Genomic DNA, 18,235 nt, shown 5'->3' on the forward strand with positions numbered 1-18,235 from the left:
ATTGGCAACCCGCCCCTCCCACATTTCTAAACCGGTTTCTTCAGGAGGTTTTGCAGGGTCGCTGTGACCCCGTTATCACGCAAGCTCACAAAACACCGCTCGAAAGCTGCCACAAACGCAGGCGAGTTGGGAATAGCCGTGCCGAAAATCTCTTCCACGCCCAACAGGCGTTTGCTGATCAACGCATCATCGCTCACCAGCCCCTGGCAGAACTCGGCACGCGGGTCGGGAATCGTGTAGGTCACGCCATTCTCATCCACACCCTTGAGGTACAACGCCCAGGCAGCCACCACCAACGCCGCGCGCTCAGTCTCACGCCCATCCGCAATCAAGCGGTTAATGGTCGGTACGGTGAATTTGGGAAACTTCGACGAGCCATCCGAACACACGCGCTCCAACTGGTCGGCAATCGCCTGGTTGGAGAAGCGCTCCACCAGCGTCTGCTTGTACGTCGTCAGGTCGATGCCGGGTACCGGCGCCAGGTTCGGCGTGACGTCCAGGTCCATGTAGGCACGCATATAGGCGACGAAGACCGGATCGTTCATGGTCTCGTGCACAAACCGGTAACCCTTGAGAAACCCCAGGTAGGTCAGCGCCAGATGGCTGCCGTTGAGCAACCCGATTTTCATCTCTTCGTAGGGCGTCACGTCGTCGGTGAATTGCACGCCGACCTTTTCCCAGGCCGGGCGGCCGTTGACGAATTTGTCTTCCAGCACCCACTGCACGAAGGGCTCGCACACCACCGGCCAGGCATCATCGATGCCGTGCTGGTCGTGCAGTTGCAGGCGGTGCGCGGTGCTGGTCATTGGCGTGATGCGGTCGACCATGGCATTCGGGAAACTCACGTTGGCCTTGATCCAATCATGCAGCCCGGCGTCGTGCAGGGCGGCGAACGCCAGCAGGGCCTTGCGCGTGACGGCGCCATTGTGCGGCAGGTTATCGCAGGACATCACGGTGAACGCCGGAGTGCCGGCGGCGCGGCGCCTGGTGAGGGCGGCGCAGATAAACCCGAACACGGTTTTCGGCGCGCCGGGGTGCGCCAGGTCGTGCTGGATCTGCGGCAGGTGGGCCATGAACTCGCCGTTACTGTCGTCGATGCAGTAGCCGCCTTCGGTGATGGTCAGCGAGACGATGCGAATCGCCGGGTCAGCCAGTTTATCGATCAGCGCCTGGGCGCCGTCCTCGGCCAGCAGCATGTCGCTGATCGCGCCGATCACACGCACTTCGGTGTCATCGGTGTCTCCCAGTTCATACAGGGTGAACAGGTAGTCCTGGCCGGCCAGGTCGTCGCGGGCCTTGCGGTCCTCGGCGCGCAGGCCGACGCCGCAGATGCTCCAATCCAGGCCTTCGCCGGTGTTCATCAAGGCATCGGTGTAATACGCCTGGTGCGCGCGGTGGAAACCACCGACGCCGATATGGGCGATGCCCTGGGAGGTGCTGGCAAGGGTGTAGGCCGGGATTTTTACCAGCGGCGCCAGTTGGGTCAGGTTCTGTGCAGTGAGCTTCATAACGTAGTACTCGCGAAATCAGGCGGCAGCGCGCAGTGGGCGGGCTACGGCCACGCCGTCGGTGTCGAACAGATGGCAGTGCGCCGGGTCCAGGTGCAGATGCAGCGTTTCGCCGTATTGGCTGGCCATGTCGCCACGGATACGCAGGGTCAACGGCTCGCCGTTGCGGGTGGTGACGTGGCAGAAGGTGTCGCTGCCCAGGCGTTCGCCGACGTCGGCGGTCACGGTCAGGGTGGTCTGGCCGGGCGTGGCGATTTCCAGGTGTTCCGGGCGAATGCCCAGGGTCACGGCGCTGCCCGCGCTCAAGGTCGGGCCACTGAGCGGCAGGTTGATCAAGGTACCGGCGTCCAGTTGCACGTCGCAGCTCTGTGACTCGACCCGTGTGACCTTGCCCTTGAGGAAACCCATTTTTGGCGTGCCGAGGAAGCCCGCGACAAACAGGTTGGCCGGCTGATGGTACAGCTCCAGTGGTGAGCCGACCTGTTCGATGCGGCCGCTGTTGAGCACCACGACTTTGTCGGCCAGGGTCATGGCTTCGACCTGGTCATGGGTGACGTAGATCATGGTCGCCTGCAGTTCCTTGTGCAGGCGCGCCAGTTCCAGGCGCATCTGCACGCGCAGGGCGGCGTCGAGGTTGGACAGTGGTTCGTCGAACAGGAAGATCTTCGGGTTGCGCACAATCGCCCGGCCGATCGCCACGCGCTGGCGCTGGCCGCCGGAGAGTTGCTTGGGCTTGCGCTCCAGCAACGGGCCCAGCTCCAGGATGCGCGCGGCTTCGCTGACTTTGCTGTCCACCAGCTTTTTATCGACCCCGGCCAGGTCCAGGGCAAACGACATGTTCTTGCGCACGCTCATGTGCGGGTACAGCGCGTAGGTCTGGAACACCATCGCCAGGTCGCGCTTGGCTGGGGTGACTTCGGTGATGTCGCGGCCATCGAGTTCGATCGTGCCGTCGCTGACTTCCTCCAGGCCGGCGATCAGGCGCAGCAGGGTGGATTTGCCGCAGCCCGACGGGCCGACAAACACCACGAACTCTTTGTCGTTCACCTCCAGGTCGATGCCCTTGATGATCGAGAAACCTTCGAAGCCTTTTTGCAGATTCTTGATTTTCAGGTTGGCCATGATGGGCCCTCCGCTAGGAATTTTTATTTAACGGCGCCGAAGGACAACCCGCGCACCAACTGTTTCTGGCTGATCCAGCCAAAGATCAGGATCGGCGCGCAGGCCAGGGTCGAGACGGCGGACAATTTGGCCCAGAACAAGCCTTCGGGGCTGGAGTAAGAGGCGATCAGCGCGGTGAGCGGCGCGGCGGCGGACGAGGTCAGGTTCAACGACCAGAACGCCTCGTTCCAGCACAGGATCAGCGACAGCAACACCGTGGAGGCCAGGCCGCCCTTGGCGATCGGCAGCAGCACGCGGACCATTTCCTGCCACAGGGTGGCGCCGTCCAGGCGCGCGGCTTCGAGGATGTCCTTGGGGATGTCCTTGAAGTAGGTGTAAACCATCCAGACCACGATCGGCAGGTTGATCAGCGTGTAGATGATGATCAGCGCAATGCGCGTATCCAGCAGGCCAAAGCTCTTGGCCAGCAGGTAGATCGGCATCAGCACGCCCACCGGCGGCAGCATCTTGGTGGACAGCATCCACAGCAGCGTGCCCTTGGTGCGCTGGGTTTCGTAGAACGCCATGGAGTAGGCGGCCGGCACCGAGATCAGCAGGCACAGCGCGGTGGCGCTGAACGAAATCAGCACCGAGTTCCACGCATAGGCAAAGTAGTTGCTGCGTTCGTTGATGTGCAGGTAGTTCTCCAGCGTCGGCGTGAAGATGAACTGCGGCGGCGTGGCGAACGCATCGATTTCGGTCTTGAAGCTGGTCAGCACCATCCAGAAGATCGGGAAGAAGATCAGGATCGCGATGGCCCAGGCCAGTGTGCCGAGCAACAGGCTCTGCAGGCGGCGGGATTGTTGAAGCGTCATGGCGCGGCCCTCAAGGCTTGTCAGTCAGGTTTTTGCCGATCATCCGCACCAGGATGATCGCCGCGATATTGGCGATGACCACGGCAATCAAGCCGCCGGCCGAGGCCATGCCCACGTCGAACTGCACCAGTGCCTGGTTGTAGATCAGGTAGGCGAGGTTGGTCGAGGCGTAGCCGGGGCCACCGTTGGTGGTGGTGAAGATTTCGGCGAACACCGAGAGCAAAAAGATCGTTTCGATCATCACCACCACGGCAATCGGGCGGGCCAGGTGGGGCAGGGTCAGGTGCCAGAAAATCGCTATGGCGCCGGCACCGTCCAGGCGCGCGGCTTCCTTTTGTTCCTGGTCCAGGGACTGCATGGCGGTCATCAGCAACAGGATCGCGAAGGGCAGCCACTGCCATGACACGATGATGATGATCGACAGCAACGGGTAGTGCGCCAGCCAGTCCACCGGCTCGGCGCCGAACAGCTTCCACACGGCGGCGAGAATCCCCGACACCGGGTGGAAGATCAGGTTCTTCCAGATCAGCGCGCCCACGGTGGGCATGATGAAGAACGGTGAAATCAACAACACCCGCACGATGCCGCGACCCAAAAACTCACTGGCCTCCAGCAGGGCACTGATCAACACGCCGAACACCACGCTGATCAGCAGCACGCTGCCCACCAGCAACAGGGTATTGGTGGCGCCGGGCAGGAAGCCCGAGTCGGTGATGAAATAGGTGAAGTTCTCCAGCCCCACGAATTGGTTTTCGCCGGGGTAGAGCAGGTTGTAGCGGATAAGCGAAAAGTACAGGGTCATGCCCAGCGGCACGATCATCCAGACCAGCAGCATGGCGACCGAGGGCGTGACAAGGAACCAGCCGGGGTTGGCCAGGCGGTTTTTGCGGGGCTTATTCATGATAATCAAGGCCAGTGCGGAGCAAGGATCGGAGTGGGGTCAATGTGGGAGGGGGGCAAGCCCCCTCCCACATTGAACTGCGGTGAGGCCCCGGTTATTTGGGGTAACCGGCCCGCTTCATTTCCCGCTCGGTGGTGGTCTGCGCCGCCGTCAATGCCGCATCGACCGTCTGCTGGCCGGTTAGCGCACCGGAGAAGAACTTGCCGACCTGGGTGCCGATCGCCTGGAATTCAGGAATGGTCACCAGCTGGATACCGATATACGGCACTGGCTCAAGCGTCGGTTTGGTCGGGTCGGCGACTTTCAGCGATTCCAGGGTCACCTTGGCGAACGGCGCGGCTTTCATGTAGTCGTCGCTGTAGGTCGAGGTGCGGGTGCCCGGCGGTACGTTGGCGATGCCGTCGGTCTTGGCGACCAGGGCGCCGTATTCCTTGGAAGTCGCCCAGGTGGTGAACACCTTGGCGGCGTCCTTGGCCTTGGAGCTGGTCGGGATCGCCAGGCTCCAGGAGTACAGCCATGAGGTGCCCTTGTCGGTTTTCTCGTGCGGTGCAAACGTAAAGCCGACGTGGTCCGCTACCTTGCTTTGGGTCTTGTCGGTGACGAAGGAGCCCGCCACGCTGGCATCCACCCAGATCGCGCATTTGCCGCTGTTGAACAGCGCCAGGTTTTCGTTGAAACCGTTGCTGGAAGCACCTGGCGGGCCGGATTTTTTCATGTTGTCGACGTAGAAGTTCAGCGCATCCTTCCACTCAGGGCCGTTGAATTGCGGCTGCCATTTCTCATCGAACCAGCGCGCTCCGTAGCCGTTGGCCAGGGTAGTGATCAGCGCCATGTTCTCGCCCCAACCGGCTTTGCCACGCAGGCACAGGCCGTATTGCTCTTTGGACTTGTCGGTGAGTTTGCCGGCGAATTCGCCGATCTGGCTCCAGGTCGGGTGCTCGGGCATGCTCAGCCCGGCGTTTTTGAACAGGTCGGTGCGGTAGTAAGTGATCGAGCTTTCGGCGTAGAACGGGAGGGCATACAGCGAACCCTTGACCGACAAACCATCACGTACCGAAGGGAACACATCATCGAGGTCGTAGGACGCCGGCAGGTCCTTCATTGGCTCCAGCCAGCCCTTGGCACCCCAGAGTGCGGCTTCGTACATGCCGATGGTCAACACATCGAACTGCCCGCCCTGGGTGGCGATGTCGGTGGTCAGGCGCTGGCGCAGCACGTTTTCTTCGAGCACCACCCAATTCAACTTGATCTCCGGGTGCTCGGCCTCGAAGGTTTTCGAGAGCTTTTGCATGCGGATCATGTCGCTGTTGTTGACGGTGGCAATGGTCAGTGTTTGCGCGCCAAAGCTGACGGCGCTGAGGGTCATGCAGGTAGTCATGCAGGTGGAGACAAGCAGTGCTTTTGCTGTGAACTTCATCGCGCACTCCATTTCTTCCGCGCCCAGGGGGCTACAGAAGGACAGTTATTGTTGTTGTGTCTTCCTACAGAGAGTCAGGAAGAGTGTGCGTTGATTACAGCCTTCTACAGACCGGGTGACAAATCCTTGGGAACACTTGGACTGATACTTTTTTGCACTCGGTCACTGGGGCGCTGGAAGCGTTAAGCCAGGTTCTGCTCAGTGAGCCGCTGTACCGCCAGGCGTCGGTAGTGCGAAGGCGTCATGCCTTTGAGCTGCTGGAAGCGTCGGTTGAAGTTGGAGATGTTATTGAAGCCCGACTCAAAGCACACGTCCGTCACGGCCTTATCGCCATCGGCGAGCAACTCGCAGGACTTGCTGATGCGCAGCCGATTGACGAACTCGATAAACGTGCGCCCGGTGGCCTGTTTGAACACCCGCGAAAAGTACGTCGGCTTCATGCCCAGGTGCTCGGCCACTTCTTCCAGCGAAAGCTCCCGCGCATAGTGGGCAAAAATGTAATCGACCGCGCGGTTGGTGCGGTCGATGCTGTGTTCATCGGCCAGTTGCGGCGTCGTCACGCCGGACAACAGTTGGTAATCCTCGCAGGCACTGAGCACCTCCAGCAGGATAAAAAAGTGCCCCAGGCGCGCCATGCCTTGGGCGTCCTCGATGCGTTGCATCAAGGTCATGGCCTGGGCGATGGTTTTTTTACAGCGAAATTCGATGCCGTATGGCGCGCGTTCAAGCAACGGCGCCAGGCTTTTGAGTTCGGTGAAGATCTGGCTGCCACCTTCGAGCAGTTCCTCGGTGAAGTTCACCAACATGTCGCGCTTGGGCACCACTTCGTCCTCCTCCACCTGGCTGATCCAGTTATGGGGCAGGTTGGGGCCGGTGAGAAACAGGCTTTCGGGGTAGAAGTTGCCGATGTAGTCGCCGATGAACACCTTGCCGGAACTGGCGACGATCAGGTGCAGTTCGTATTCCTTGTGGAAATGCCAGCGCACCAGGGGGCAGGGGAAGCCGTGCTGGCGATAGATGATGGACAGACCGTTGTGATCGTCCATCAGCTCGTAGGAAGGGTCGGTGATTCGCGTTGCTCGGGTCATGCTGCCGTCGCTTTATTGTTGGTTGCGCCCCGAATAATGCCCCCTTGCGGGCGGCCCTGCCAGCCTCGGTGTTCAGAGGGTGCGGTTTTTGGCTTCGATCCACTGTGACATGTACTGGGTACTTTTATGGGCATGGTGGCGCAGCATGCTGCCGGTGAAGTTGGTACGTCGATGGGCGGCAAGGTTGCGCCAGCAGTGCTCCAGGCACGCCAGCAGGGCCGGGCCGTGGGCCGACTGGTCGTAGCGTCGGGCAAGCAAGTGGCGCCCGTGTTCCTGGGCCTGGTTCCAGCGTTCGCGATCCTGGTACAAGGCCACCGCAGCCGCCGCCAGGGCAGGGGCACTCTGTTCGATTGCGCCCGGCCATGGCTGTGCATCGCCCATGGCTTCGGCGCCAATCGGTGTGGTGATGTTGGGCGTGCCACACAGCATCGCGTCCGCCAGCTTGCCCTTGATGCCGGCACCAAAGCGCAGGGGTGCGAGGCAGATACGGGCGGCCGTCATCACCTGCAGCGCGTCTTCGGCCCAATTCATCACGTGAAAACCCTGGGCCGGGTTGTGTAGGGCGGTGGCTTTGGGTGGGGTGTAGGCGCCATAGACATGCAACTGCGCGCCCGGCAGTTGCTGGCGAATCAGCGGCCACAGGCTGCTTTTCATCCATAGCACCGCATCCCAGTTGGGCGCATGGCGGAAATTACCGATACTGAGAAAGTGCGCGCGGTCTTCATAAGGCGCGAACGCCGTGGTCGGCGGCACCATCATCAAAGGGCACCAGTGGAGCAGGGCGGCCGGCACCTTGAACTGCTCAGTGAGCAGGCGGATTTCCACGTCGGAGATCATCAGGCTGATGTCGCAGCGGTAAATCGCGGCGATTTCGCGCTTGGCCAGGTCGGTCTCGGCCATCAACTGGAACTCTTGCTCCAGGGCGGGCGCGAACAGCGTGCCGAAGTCGTCGCTGCCCGGGTGTGCCTTGACGTGGTCCTTGAGGCGTTGATGGCGTGCGTCGCGCAGGCTTTGCAGGTCGCTGGTTTCCAGCACGCGCAGGGCATCGGGGCAGTGCTTTTCCACGCGCCAGCCGAATTGCTCTTCCATCATGAAGCGGTCGAACAACACAATATCCGGGGCGAGTTCACGGATAAAATCGTCGAAACTGCTGTTATTGAGTTCGATGGCGCATTCGGCGATACCCAGGCTGAGCAGGTCAGCCTTGTGCTCGCCGAGTGCGGCGGGGCTGCTGAAGGTAATGTCCCAGCCTTGCGTGAGAAAGGTCTCAAGGATTTGTATCATATGCCCGCCCGCCGCCGAGGAACGGGGTTCCGGCCAGACGTAACCAATGACCAGGACTTTGGTGGCGCGCGGCTTCATCAACAATGGCTTCCTTTAAGGAGAGGCGAAAAGCGCGCAATTAAACCACAACCGGCCGGCATGACAATTTGCGTCCGGCGGTAGGTAGCTCCCTTGGTTTGTGGTTAACTTCCGCCTCTCGAATTCGTTTAACCAAAACCCAGCATAAGGATTCCGTTCATGGCTCAAGTCACTCTTAAAGGCAACCCTGTCCAGGTTGAAGGCCAATTGCCGAAAGTCGGCGACAAAGCTGCAGACTTCACCCTGACCGCCGGCGATCTGTCCAACGCCACCCTGGCCACTTTCGCCGGCAAGCGCAAAGTGCTGAACATCTTCCCAAGCGTCGACACCCCAACCTGCGCGACTTCGGTGCGCAAGTTCAACGCCCAGGCCAACGATGTGGAAAACACCGTGGTGCTGTGCATCTCCACCGACCTGCCATTCGCTCAGGCGCGTTTCTGCGGCTCCGAAGGCCTGGAAAACGTGAAGAACCTGTCGGACTTCCGTGATTCGGATTTCGCCGTTGATTACGGTGTGGCGATCGCCGACGGCGCGCTCAAAGGCCTGACTGCTCGTGCCGTTGTAGTGCTGGACGAAAACGACAACGTGCTGCACAGCGAGTTGGTCAAGGAAATCGCCGAAGAGCCGAACTACGCAGCGGCCCTGGCTGTTCTGAAGTAACTGTTTCGGCGCATTACTGTCGTTTTGCAGTAACACGCGTGATACATGATTGCGGCCTGGCCTAGTCCAGGCCGTTTTCATTTACAGCTCAAATGCTTAGCGAAATAGCCGGTGGACTAAGCCGCCGCGGTTAAAAGTTGTAAGCCCAAGGTAAATAGCCGGTAAAGGCGCTTTTCTTAATGCGCTCCAGTGCTTATCTTTCAGCCTCCCCAAGTAGAAGCTTTCGCGCCCAATGGTTGATCACTCCATGCAATCCTCCCCCCGCAACTCCCGTCGCTGGCTGTTCGGCCTGCTTGTGCTGCTGGTTATCGCCGGCCTGTGCTGGAAATTCTGGCCAAGCGGCGCGGCCCACAAAGACGCACCGGCCGGCCATGCCAGCAAGACCGGCATGGCGCGCCCAGGGTTTGGCGGCTCGACCGGCCCGGTGCCCGTGCGCGTAGCCCCTGCGGTACTCGGCGAGTTTGCGGTGTACTACAAGGCGTTGGGGACGGTCACGGCACTGAACACCATCAATGTGCGCAGCCGGGTGGGCGGCGAGCTGGTGAAGATCGCCTTTGAAGAAGGGCAGATGGTCAAGGCCGGCGACCTGTTGGCGGAGATCGACCCGCGCAGCTACCAGAACGCTTTGCTCCAGGCCCAGGGCACCTTGTTGCAGAACCAGGCCCAGTTGAAAAACGCCCAGGTCGACGTCGAGCGCTATCGCGGCCTCTATGCCCAGGACAGCATCGCCAAGCAAACCCTGGACACCGCCGAAGCACTGGTTTTGCAATACCAGGGCACGGTCAAGACCAACCAGGGCGCCGTGGACGACGCCAAGCTCAACCTTGAATTCACCAGGATCCGCGCGCCCATCAGCGGCCGCGTAGGCCTGCGTCAGGTCGACGTGGGCAACCTGGTGGCGGCCAACGACACCACCTTCCTTGCCGTTATCACCCAGACCCAACCCATCAGCGTGGCCTTTACCCTGCCGGAAAACACCCTGGACACCGTGCTTGCCCGTTATCGGGCCGGCAACAAGTTGCCCGTCGAAGCCTGGGACCGTGGCGACGTGAAGAAACAGGCGGTTGGCGTATTGCAAAGCCTCGACAACCAGATCGACGTCACCACCGGCACCCTGAAATTCAAGGCGCGCTTCGATAACAAGGATCAGGCGCTGTTCCCCAACCAGTTCGTCAACGTGCATCTGCTGGCCGACACCCTGCACAATGTGGTGCTGGTGCCGTCCGCCGCGATCCAGTTCGGCAACGCCGGCACCTTTGTCTACAAACTCGACGGTGACAAGAAGGTCAAGGTCCAGCCCCTGGTCGTCGGCGACACCGATGGCGACAACACCGTGATCAAGGAAGGCCTGGTCGCCGGCGACCGCGTCGTACTCGAAGGTACCGACCGCCTCAAAGACGGCAGTGAAATCGAAGTGGTCAACGACAGCAGCGAAGTCCCGACTACCCCGACTGAACACTTGCAAGGCAAGCCCGCCGCTAAAGGGGAGACCGGCGCCAGCGCCGGCAAGGCGCAAAAGGTCGGTTCATGAACCTGTCGCGGCTGTTTATTCTTCGTCCGGTCGCCACCACGCTGAGCATGCTGGCCATCGTGCTGGCCGGGATCATCGCGTACCGCCTGTTGCCGGTGTCGGCCTTGCCCCAGGTGGATTACCCGACCATCCGGGTGATGACCCTGTACCCCGGCGCCAGCCCCGACGTAATGACCAGCGCGGTCACCGCACCTCTTGAGCGCCAGTTCGGGCAAATGCCCGGCCTCACCCAGATGGCGTCCACCAGCTCCGGCGGGGCGTCGGTGTTGACCCTGCGGTTCAACCTCGACATCAACATGGATGTCGCCGAGCAACAGGTGCAGGCCGCGATCAACGCCGCCACCAACCTGTTGCCCAAGGATTTGCCGGCGCCGCCGGTGTACAACAAGGTCAACCCCGCGGATACCCCGGTGCTGACCCTGGCCATCACCTCCAAGACCATGCTGCTGCCCAAGCTCAATGACTTGGTGGACACGCGCATGGCGCAAAAAATTGCCCAGATCAGCGGGGTCGGCATGGTCAGCATCGCCGGTGGCCAGCGCCAGGCCGTGCGTATCAAGGTCAACCCCGAGGCCCTGGCGGCCAACGGCTTGAACCTGTCGGATGTGCGCACCCTGATCGCCGCCTCCAACGTCAACCAGCCCAAGGGCAACTTCGACGGCCCCACCCGGGTGTCGATGCTCGATGCCAACGACCAGTTGGTCTCGCCCCAGCAATATGCCGAACTGATCCTCGCCTACAACAACGGCGCGCCTTTGCGCCTCAAGGATGTCGCGCAAATCGTCGACGGCGCCGAAAACGAACGCCTTGCCGCCTGGGCCAACGAAAACCAGGCCGTGCTGCTCAATATCCAGCGCCAGCCGGGCGCCAACGTGATCGAGGTGGTGGACCGCATCAAGGCGCTGCTGCCGAGCATCACCGACAACCTGCCGGCCGGCCTCGATGTCACCGTGCTGACCGACCGCACCCAGACCATCCGCGCCTCGGTGAAAGACGTGCAGCACGAATTGCTGATCGCCATTGCCCTGGTGGTGATGGTCACTTTCCTGTTCCTGCGCCGGGTCAGCGCCACGATCATTCCGTCGATTGCCGTGCCGCTGTCGCTGGTGGGCACCTTTGGCGTGATGTACCTGGCCGGGTTTTCCATCAACAACCTGACGTTGATGGCCTTGACCATCGCCACCGGCTTCGTGGTGGACGATGCCATCGTGATGCTGGAGAACATCTCCCGCTATATCGAAGAAGGCGAGACGCCGCTGGCCGCTGCCCTCAAGGGCGCCAAGCAGATCGGCTTTACCCTGGTTTCCCTGACCCTGTCGCTGATCGCGGTATTGATCCCGCTGCTGTTCATGGCTGATGTGGTGGGGCGTCTGTTCCGCGAGTTCGCCATCACCCTGGCGGTGGCGATCCTGATTTCCCTGGTGGTATCCCTGACGCTGACGCCGATGATGTGCGCGCGGTTGCTCAAGCGTGAACCCAAGGAAGAACAACAAAGCCGTTTTTACAAGGCCAGCGGCGCCTGGATCGACTGGATGATCGAAGCCTATGGGCGCAAGTTGCAGTGGGTGCTCAAGCATCAGCCGCTGACCCTGCTGGTGGCCATCGCCACCCTGGGCCTTACGGTGGTGTTGTACCTGGTGGTGCCCAAGGGGTTTTTTCCGGTGCAGGACACCGGGGTGATCCAGGGCATTTCCGAAGCGCCGCAGTCGATTTCGTTTGCCGCCATGAGCCAGCGCCAGCAGGAACTGGCCAAAATCATCCTGGCCGACCCGGCGGTGGAGAGCCTGTCGTCCTACATCGGCGTGGACGGCGACAACGCCACCCTCAACAGTGGCCGCTTGCTGATCAACCTCAAGCCCCACGGCCAGCGCGACTTGAGCGCGGCCCAGGTGATTACCCGCTTGCAGCCGCAAATCGACAGGCTGGTGGGTATCCGCCTGTTCATGCAGCCGGTGCAGGACCTGACCATCGAAGACCGCGTGAGCCGCACCCAGTACCAGTTCAGCATGTCGTCACCGGACGCCGAGCTGCTGGCGCTGTGGAGCGAAAAACTGGTGCACACCCTGAGCCAGGTGCCGGAGCTTACCGACGTCGCCAGCGACTTGCAGGACAAGGGCCTGCAGGTGTACCTGGTGATCGACCGCGATGCGGCCTCGCGCCTGGGCGTCAGCGTGTCGACCATCACCGATGCGCTGTACGACGCGTTCGGCCAGCGCCAGATCTCGACGATCTACACCCAGGCCAGCCAATACCGCGTGGTGTTGCAGGCCCAGTCCGGCGAAACCCTTGGGCCCCAGGCCCTGAACCAGATCCATGTGAAAACCACCGATGGCGGCCAGGTGCGCCTGTCGAGTCTGGCCCGTGTCGAGCAACGCCAGGCGCAGTTGGCCGTCGCGCATATCGGCCAGTTCCCGGCGGTGATGATGTCGTTCAACCTGGCCCCCGGCGTGGCGCTGGGCAAAGGCGTGGAACTGATCAACCAGGCGCAGAAAGACATCGGCATGCCGCTGGGCGTGCAGACCCAGTTCCAGGGCGCGGCCCAAGCGTTCGAAGCCTCGCTGTCGAGTACCTTGCTGTTGATCCTGGCGGCGGTGGTCACCATGTATATCGTGCTGGGTGTGCTGTACGAGAGCTATATCCACCCGATCACCATTCTGTCGACATTGCCGTCGGCGGCGGTGGGCGCCCTGCTGGCGTTGCTGCTCAGCGGCAATGACCTGGGCATGATCGCGATCATCGGCATCATCCTGCTGATCGGTATCGTGAAAAAGAACGCGATCATGATGATCGACTTCGCCCTGGACGCCGAACGCAACCAGGGCCTCGACCCGCAGACCGCGATCTACCAGGCGGCGTTGCTGCGTTTCCGGCCGATCCTCATGACCACCCTGGCGGCCTTGTTCGGCGCGGTGCCGTTGATGCTGGCCACCGGCTCCGGCGCGGAATTGCGTCAGCCCCTGGGCCTGGTAATGGTCGGTGGCCTGCTGGTGAGCCAGGTGTTGACCCTGTTCACCACCCCGGTGATCTACCTGTACTTCGATCGCCTTGGCCGCCGCTGGCGCAAAGAGCCGCAACGCCTGGAGCCGCTTGAGTCATGAACCTGTCCGGACCTTTCATTCGCCGGCCGGTCGCCACGCTGCTGTTGAGTCTGGCGATCATGTTGCTGGGCGGGGTCAGCTTCAACCTGCTGCCGGTGTCGCCATTGCCGCAGATCGACTTCCCGGTGATCGTGGTCTCGGCGAATTTACCGGGAGCGAGCCCTGAGGTAATGGCCTCGACGGTGGCCACGCCGCTGGAGCGTTCCTTCGGCTCGATTGCCGGCATCACCACCATGAGCAGTTCGTCGAGCCAGGGCTCCACCCGAGTGATCCTGGCGTTCGACGCCGACCGTGATATCAACGGCGCGGCGCGGGAAGTACAAGCGGCCATCAACGCTTCGCGCAGCCTGTTGCCCAGCGGCATGCGCAGCATGCCCACCTACAAGAAGATCAACCCGTCCCAGGCGCCGATCATGGTGCTGTCGCTGACCTCGGACGTGTTGCCAAAGGGCCAGCTCTACGACCTGGCCTCCACCATCCTTTCGCAAAGCCTGTCCCAGGTGCCTGGTGTCGGCGAGGTGCAGATCGGCGGCAGCTCGCTGCCGGCGGTGCGTATCGAGCTGCAACCCAAGGCCCTCGACCAGTACGGCGTGGCCCTGGACGATGTGCGCAACACCATCGCCAATGCCAACCAGCGCCGGCCCAAGGGCTCGCTGGAAGACGGCGAGCGCAACTGGCAGATTCAGGCCAACGACCAGCTGGAAAAAGCCAAGGACTACGAGCCGTTGCTGATTCGCTACCAGAATGGCGCGGCCCTGCGCCTGTCGGATGTGGCGAAGATCAGCGATGGTGTCGAAGACCGCTACAACAGCGGTTTTTTCAACAACGATTCGGCGGTCCTGTTGGTGATCAACCGCCAGTCCGGCGCCAACATCATCGAGACCGTCCGGCAGATCAAGGCCCAGCTGCCGGCGTTGCAGGCGGTGTTGCCGTCCAGCGTCAAGCTGAGCCTGGCCATGGACCGTTCGCCCGTGATCACCGCGACCTTGCATGAAGCCGAGATGACGCTGTTGATCGCGGTAGGGTTGGTGGTCCTGGTGGTCTACCTGTTCCTCGGCAACTTTCGCGCCTCGTTGATTCCCACCCTGGCGGTGCCAGTGTCACTGGTGGGCACGTTTGCCGTGATGTACCTGTACGGGTTTTCGTTGAACAACTTCTCGCTGATGGCGCTGATCCTGGCCACCGGCCTGGTGGTGGATGATGCCATTGTGGTGCTGGAGAACATTTCCCGGCACATCGACGAGGGCGTGCCGCCGATGAAGGCCGCGTACCTGGGGGCGCAGGAAGTCGGCTTCACCTTGTTGTCGATGAACGTGTCGCTGGTGGCGGTGTTCCTGTCCATCCTGTTCATGGGCGGCATCGTCACCAGCCTGTTCCGCGAATTTTCCATCACCTTGTCGGCCGCGATCATTGTGTCGTTGATCGTCTCGCTGACCTTGACCCCGATGCTCTGCGCCCGTTGGCTCAAGCCCCATGTCAAAGGGCGCATGACCGGTTTGCAGCGCTGGAGCCAGAAGATCAACGACCGCATGGTCGCGGGCTACGCCACCAGCCTGGACTGGGTACTGCGCCATAAGCGCCTGACCTTGCTCAGCCTGTTGCTGACCATCGGCATGAACGTGGCGTTGTACGTGGTGGTGCCCAAGACCTTTATGCCCCAGCAGGACACCGGCCAGTTGATCGGCTTTGTGCGCGGTGACGATGGCCTGTCGTTCAGCGTGATGCAGCCGAAGATGGAGACGTTTCGCAAGGCTGTGCTCAAGGACCCCGCGGTGCTCAGCGTGGCCGGTTTTATCGGCGGCAACAACGGCACCAACAATGCGGTGATGCTGGTACGCCTCAAACCCATCAGTGAACGCAAGGTCTCGGCCCAGGCGGTGATCGAGCGGCTGCGCAAGGACGTGCCACTGGTGCCGGGCGGGCGCCTGTTCCTGATGGCCGACCAGGACCTGCAATTTGGTGGCGGCCGAGACCAGACCAGCGCGCAATATTCCTACATCCTGCAAAGCGGTGACTTGGCCGCGCTGCGCCTGTGGTACCCCAAGGTGGTGGCTGCCCTGCGCGAGCTGCCGGAACTCACCGCCATCGACGCCCGCGAAGGTCACGGTGCGGCCCAGGTGACCTTGATTGTCGACCGCGACCAGGCCAAGCGCCTGGGCATCGACATGGACATGGTCACGGCGGTGCTCAACAACGCCTACAGCCAGCGGCAGATTTCGACGATCTACGACAGCCTCAATCAGTACCAAGTGGTGATGGAGGTCAACCCCAGGTACGCCCAGGACCCGATCACCCTCAACCAGATGCAGGTCATCACCGCCGATGGCGCGCGGGTGCCGTTGTCGACCATTGCCCACTATGAGAACAGCCTGGCCGATGACCGGGTCAGCCATGAAGGCCAGTTCGCCTCGGAAAACATCGCCTTCGACATGGCGCCGGGCGTAACCGTAGAGCAGGGCACCGCCGCCATCGAGCGGGCAATTGCCAAGGTCGGCTTGCCCGAAGACGTGATCGCCAAGATGGCCGGCACCGCCGATGCCTTCGCCGCCACGCAGAAAGGCCAGCCGTTCATGATCCTCGGCGCGCTGGTGGCGGTGTATCTGGTGTTGGGCATTCTGTATGAGAGCTACATTCACCCGCTGACGATCCTTTCGACCCTGCCTTCGGCCGGTGTCGGCGCCATGCTTGCCATCTACCTGACCGGCGGCGAGTTCAGCCTGATCTCCCTGCTGGGCCTGTTCCTGTTGATCGGCGTGGTAAAGAAGAACGCGATCCTGATGATCGACCTGGCCTTGCAACTGGAACGCAATGACGGCCTCGGCCCCTTGGAGTCGATTCGCAGCGCGTGCCTGCTGCGGTTGCGACCGATCCTGATGACCACCTTGGCGGCCATCCTCGGCGCCTTGCCCTTGCTGCTCGGCGCTGGCGACGGCGCGGAAATGCGTCGCCCCCTCGGCCTGACTATCATTGGTGGCCTGGTGTTCAGCCAGGTCCTGACGCTTTACACCACCCCGGTGGTTTACCTTTATCTCGACCGCGCGCGCCATCGCTTCAACGCCTGGCGCGGTGTGCGTACCGACGCTGCCCTGGACACTGCGCTATGACCGATTCAACCTTTGCTCGATTGGCCATGTCTCGTGGTTCTCGCATGGCGAGCCTGCTGTTCTGCGGCGTGTTACTCAGCGCCTGCGCTGTCGGCCCCGACTACAAGCGCCCCGACGTTGTCGAACCGGCGCAATTCAAGGAGGCCCAGGGGTGGCGCCAGGCCACGCCGAGTGATTCCCTGGCCCGTGGCGCCTGGTGGGAGTTGTACGGTGACCGTCAGCTCAATGACCTGGTGGTGCGCCTGAACAACGCCAACCAAACCGTGGCCCAGGCCGAAGCGCGTTTTCGCCAGGCCCAGGCATTGGTGCGCAGCTCGCGCGGGGCGTTCTACCCCACCGTCGACCTGAGCGCCGGAAAAACCCGCGCCAGCCAGGGCACCGGCAGCAGCAGCGCCAGCTTGAGCAGTTCCAGCAGCGGCATCCGTGACACCCTCAACGCGCAGTTGGGTGTGAGCTGGGAGGCCGATATCTGGGGTAAATTGCGCCGCGGCCTGGAAGCCAACGAGGCCAGCGCCGAAGCCAGCTCGGCGGACCTCGCGGCCATGCGCCTGAGCCAGCAGTCGGAGCTGGTGCAAAGCTACCTGCAATTGCGGGTGATGGACGAGCAGACCCGTCTGTTGCAAGCCACGCTGGACACTTATCAGCGCTCCCTGCAAATGACCGAAAACCAGTACCGTGCCGGTGTCTCCGGCAAGGACGCGGTAGCCCAGGCGCAAACCCAGCTCAAGACCACCCAGGCCAGCCTGATCGACCTGATCTGGCAGCGCGCCCAACTCGAAAACGCCATCGCCGTGCTGATCGGCGAGGCGCCGGCCAACTTCAACCTGGCCGTCAGCAAGGACATTCCGGCGTTGCCGCAGATCCCGGTGAGCCTGCCGTCGCAACTGCTGGAGCGCCGCCCGGACATCGCCTCGGCCGAGCGCTCGGTGATCGCCGCCAACGCCAATATTGGCGTGGCCAAGGCTGCGTATTACCCGGACCTGAGCCTGAGTCTGGCCGGGGGTTATTCCAGCAGCACCTATGCCGATTGGATCAGCCTGCCGAATCGGTTCTGGTCGGTAGGGCCGAAACTGGCGATGACCCTGTTCGACGGCGGCCAGCGGTCGGCGGAGGTCGACCGCACCGTTGCCAGCTATGACGAGACAGTGGCCAAGTATCGCCAGACCGTGCTGGATGGCTTTCGCGAAGTGGAAAACTACATGGTGCAGCTCAAGGTGCTGGAAGACGAGGCGGTGGTCAGCAACCAAGCGCTGGAAGCGGCGCGTGAATCGCTGCGCTTGACCCAGAACCAGTACAAGGCCGGGTTGATCGCCTACCTGGATGTGGTGACCGTGCAGGCGACCGCGCTGAGTAATGAACGCACCGTATTGACCTTGCTGCAGTCGCGGTTGGTGGCCAGCGTGCAACTGATCGCCGCATTGGGCGGCGGCTGGGACGGGCAAACCCAGGTCAGCGCCAAAGAAGATTAGCGGGGGCGGACAGCGACTCCCTTGACCCTGTCCAGCCGCCTGCACGCGGCTTTTGAAGCCAGCGGATTGACGTCAAAGACACCGGTGATGGCCCTCTGATAATTAATCAACTGTCGAAGAA

12 protein-coding genes are annotated in these 18,235 nt (G+C 62.0%); 5 read left to right on the top strand and 7 right to left on the bottom strand.

Going from position 1 to position 18,235, the window contains the following annotated elements; all coding sequences use genetic code 11:
* Window positions 1-26: 26 nt before the first annotated feature.
* The 7 genes from AB4O23_RS16760 to AB4O23_RS16790 all read right to left on the bottom strand — a co-directional run bounded on the left by AB4O23_RS16760 (window position 27) and on the right by AB4O23_RS16790 (window position 8,252).
* Window positions 27-1,508 (bottom strand): mannitol dehydrogenase family protein, encoded by a 1,482-nt coding sequence (locus tag AB4O23_RS16760; protein ID WP_017528488.1) that lies wholly within the window; start codon window positions 1,506-1,508, stop codon window positions 27-29.
* 18 nt (window positions 1,509-1,526) lie between these two features.
* The gene (locus AB4O23_RS16765) at window positions 1,527-2,630 is read right to left on the bottom strand and encodes an ABC transporter ATP-binding protein (RefSeq protein WP_068936589.1); all 1,104 of its coding nucleotides are present in this window, start codon (window positions 2,628-2,630) and stop codon (window positions 1,527-1,529) included.
* A gap of 23 nt (window positions 2,631-2,653) precedes the next feature.
* The gene (locus AB4O23_RS16770) at window positions 2,654-3,484 is read right to left on the bottom strand and encodes a carbohydrate ABC transporter permease (protein ID WP_017528486.1); all 831 of its coding nucleotides are present in this window, start codon (window positions 3,482-3,484) and stop codon (window positions 2,654-2,656) included.
* A 10-nt stretch (window positions 3,485-3,494) separates the two neighbouring features.
* Entirely contained in the window at window positions 3,495-4,385 is an 891-nt protein-coding gene (locus AB4O23_RS16775) for a carbohydrate ABC transporter permease (RefSeq protein ID WP_065878930.1), read from the bottom strand.
* Window positions 4,386-4,479: 94 nt separating this feature from the next.
* A complete protein-coding gene (locus tag AB4O23_RS16780) occupies window positions 4,480-5,763 on the bottom strand; it encodes an ABC transporter substrate-binding protein (RefSeq protein ID WP_370737729.1) in 1,284 nt (427 codons plus the stop codon).
* A 221-nt stretch (window positions 5,764-5,984) separates the two neighbouring features.
* Window positions 5,985-6,890: an AraC family transcriptional regulator gene (locus AB4O23_RS16785; protein WP_017528483.1), complete on the bottom strand. Its 906-nt coding sequence runs from the start codon at window positions 6,888-6,890 to the stop codon at window positions 5,985-5,987.
* Between the two features lie 72 nt (window positions 6,891-6,962).
* Window positions 6,963-8,252 carry a glycosyltransferase gene (locus AB4O23_RS16790; protein ID WP_065878932.1) on the bottom strand — a complete coding sequence of 430 codons (1,290 nt, stop codon included), beginning with the start codon at window positions 8,250-8,252 and terminating at the stop codon, window positions 6,963-6,965.
* Between the two features lie 159 nt (window positions 8,253-8,411).
* Between AB4O23_RS16790 and tpx the strand changes: the two genes are divergently transcribed.
* From tpx to AB4O23_RS16815, 5 genes are all read left to right on the top strand, one after another.
* Window positions 8,412-8,912 (top strand): thiol peroxidase, encoded by a 501-nt coding sequence (gene tpx, locus AB4O23_RS16795; protein ID WP_065878933.1) that lies wholly within the window; start codon window positions 8,412-8,414, stop codon window positions 8,910-8,912.
* Window positions 8,913-9,144: 232 nt separating this feature from the next.
* Window positions 9,145-10,443: an MdtA/MuxA family multidrug efflux RND transporter periplasmic adaptor subunit gene (locus tag AB4O23_RS16800; protein ID WP_065878934.1), complete on the top strand. Its 1,299-nt coding sequence runs from the start codon at window positions 9,145-9,147 to the stop codon at window positions 10,441-10,443.
* Window positions 10,440-13,541: an MdtB/MuxB family multidrug efflux RND transporter permease subunit gene (locus tag AB4O23_RS16805; protein ID WP_116078567.1), complete on the top strand. Its 3,102-nt coding sequence runs from the start codon at window positions 10,440-10,442 to the stop codon at window positions 13,539-13,541. The genes AB4O23_RS16800 and AB4O23_RS16805 overlap by 4 nt, the downstream gene beginning before the upstream one ends.
* Window positions 13,538-16,645, top strand: coding sequence for an efflux RND transporter permease subunit (locus AB4O23_RS16810; protein ID WP_017528478.1), 3,108 nt, complete (start codon window positions 13,538-13,540; stop codon window positions 16,643-16,645). The genes AB4O23_RS16805 and AB4O23_RS16810 overlap by 4 nt, the downstream gene beginning before the upstream one ends.
* Window positions 16,642-18,114 (top strand): efflux transporter outer membrane subunit, encoded by a 1,473-nt coding sequence (locus AB4O23_RS16815; RefSeq protein WP_017528477.1) that lies wholly within the window; start codon window positions 16,642-16,644, stop codon window positions 18,112-18,114. The genes AB4O23_RS16810 and AB4O23_RS16815 overlap by 4 nt, the downstream gene beginning before the upstream one ends.
* Window positions 18,115-18,235 lie beyond the last annotated feature (121 nt).

This window comes from Pseudomonas sp. H2_A10, assembly GCF_054680085.1.